Here is a 1,475-nt window from a genome sequence, read left to right as displayed (position 1 = left end):
GGACCAGCACGGCCACGATCCAGAAAATCAGCTTGTAGGTGGCGCGCACCTGCGGAATCGCGCAGACCTCACCTGGCTTGCATGCCTGCACGGGCCGGTAAATCCGCTTCCAGGCGAAGAACAGCGCCACTAGCGCCGCGCCGATGAACAACGGTCGATAGGGTTCCAGCACCGTCAGGTTGCCGATCCAAGCACCGGAGAAGCCCAGGGCGACCAGTACTAGCGGCCCCAGGCAGCAGGTCGATGCAAGAATGGCGGCCAGCCCGCCGGCGAAGAGCGCACCGCGCCCGTTTTGTGGTTCAGACATACGTTGGCCCTTTTGAATTTGGATTGGATAGCGTAACCTTACTTCCGTACTCATGTACGGAGTCAAGCGATATGGAAAATAATTTGGAAAACCTGACCATTGGCGTTTTTGCCAAGGCGGCCGGGGTCAACGTGGAGACAATCCGCTTCTATCAGCGCAAGGGCCTGTTGCCGGAACCGGACAAGCCTTACGGCAGCATCCGCCGCTATGGGGAGGCGGACGTGGTTCGGGTGAAATTCGTGAAATCGGCACAGCGGCTGGGGTTCAGTCTGGACGAGATTGCCGAGCTGTTGCGGCTCGACGATGGCACCCACTGCGAGGAGGCCAGCAGCCTGGCCGAGCACAAGCTCCAAGACGTGCGCGAGAAGATGGCCGATTTGGCGCGCATGGAGGCTGTGCTGTCTGACCTGGTGTGCGCCTGCCATTCGCGGCAGGGGAATGTTTCGTGTCCGCTGATTGCGTCGTTGCAAGGTGGAACGAGCTTGGCAGGGGCTTCCACAGCTTAGCGTGCTTTATTTTCCGTTTTCTGAGACGACCACAGATCAGAAAAGACTGTGCAGCCGACTCTTGATATTCCGTGCAGTCACCTTCTGAAAATGACAGCAGGGGAGCGCGAGAAGCGCGCCACGCTGAAGTCCTTGCACGGGATCGCCAAGGCGCTGCTGCCCAAGCTCGGCATCTCGCAGCAGAACCTGCTGTACTACGCGAGCCTGGCGAACTTCTATACCGTCCATGACCTGCGCCACCTGAAGGCGGAGCAGACCCGGCTCTACCTGCTGTGCTATGCCTGGGTACGTTACCGGCAGCTCACCGACAACCTGGTCGACGCGATGGCCTTCCACATGAAAAAACTTGAGGACGAGAGCCGCACGGGTGCGAAACAGTCCTTTGTCGCCGAACAGCTGCGACGCCATCAGGAAACGCCGCAGGTTGGCCGCCTGCTGTCGCTGTACGTGGACGACAGCGTGGCCGATCCGACGCCGTTCGGCGAGGTGCGCCAACGCGCCTACAAAATCATGTCCAGGGAATTGCTGCAAAACACGGCGCAGCGCATGAGCGTCAAGCCACTGAACAAACTGGCGCTGCACTGGCAGGCGGTGGACGGCCTGGCCGAACGCATTCGACGCCATCTACGGCCGCTGTACGTCGCGCTCGACTTCGCCGGCAC

Annotated in this window: 2 protein-coding genes and 1 pseudogene; 2 read left to right on the top strand and 1 reads right to left on the bottom strand. The window is 60.5% G+C overall.

Annotated elements, in window-relative coordinates:
* Window positions 1-307 (bottom strand): mercuric ion transporter MerT (gene merT, locus CVS27_RS20340; RefSeq protein WP_103467651.1); only part of this gene is annotated, 307 nt, incomplete at its 3' end.
* An 83-nt stretch (window positions 308-390) separates the two neighbouring features.
* On the opposite strand from merT, the gene merR reads away from it, so the two are divergent.
* Window positions 391-813 (top strand): mercury resistance transcriptional regulator MerR, encoded by a 423-nt coding sequence (merR, locus tag CVS27_RS20335; RefSeq protein ID WP_442319983.1) that lies wholly within the window; start codon window positions 391-393, stop codon window positions 811-813.
* A gap of 102 nt (window positions 814-915) precedes the next feature.
* Window positions 916-1,475: pseudogene (locus CVS27_RS20330) on the top strand (Tn3 family transposase); the annotation flags it as partial.

It is taken from the genome of Arthrobacter glacialis, assembly GCF_002909445.1.
Classification (GTDB): Bacteria; Actinomycetota; Actinomycetes; order Actinomycetales; family Micrococcaceae; genus Specibacter; species Specibacter glacialis.
Note: the sequence above shows the minus strand (reverse complement) of the source record. Positions and strands in the feature narration are given on the sequence as shown.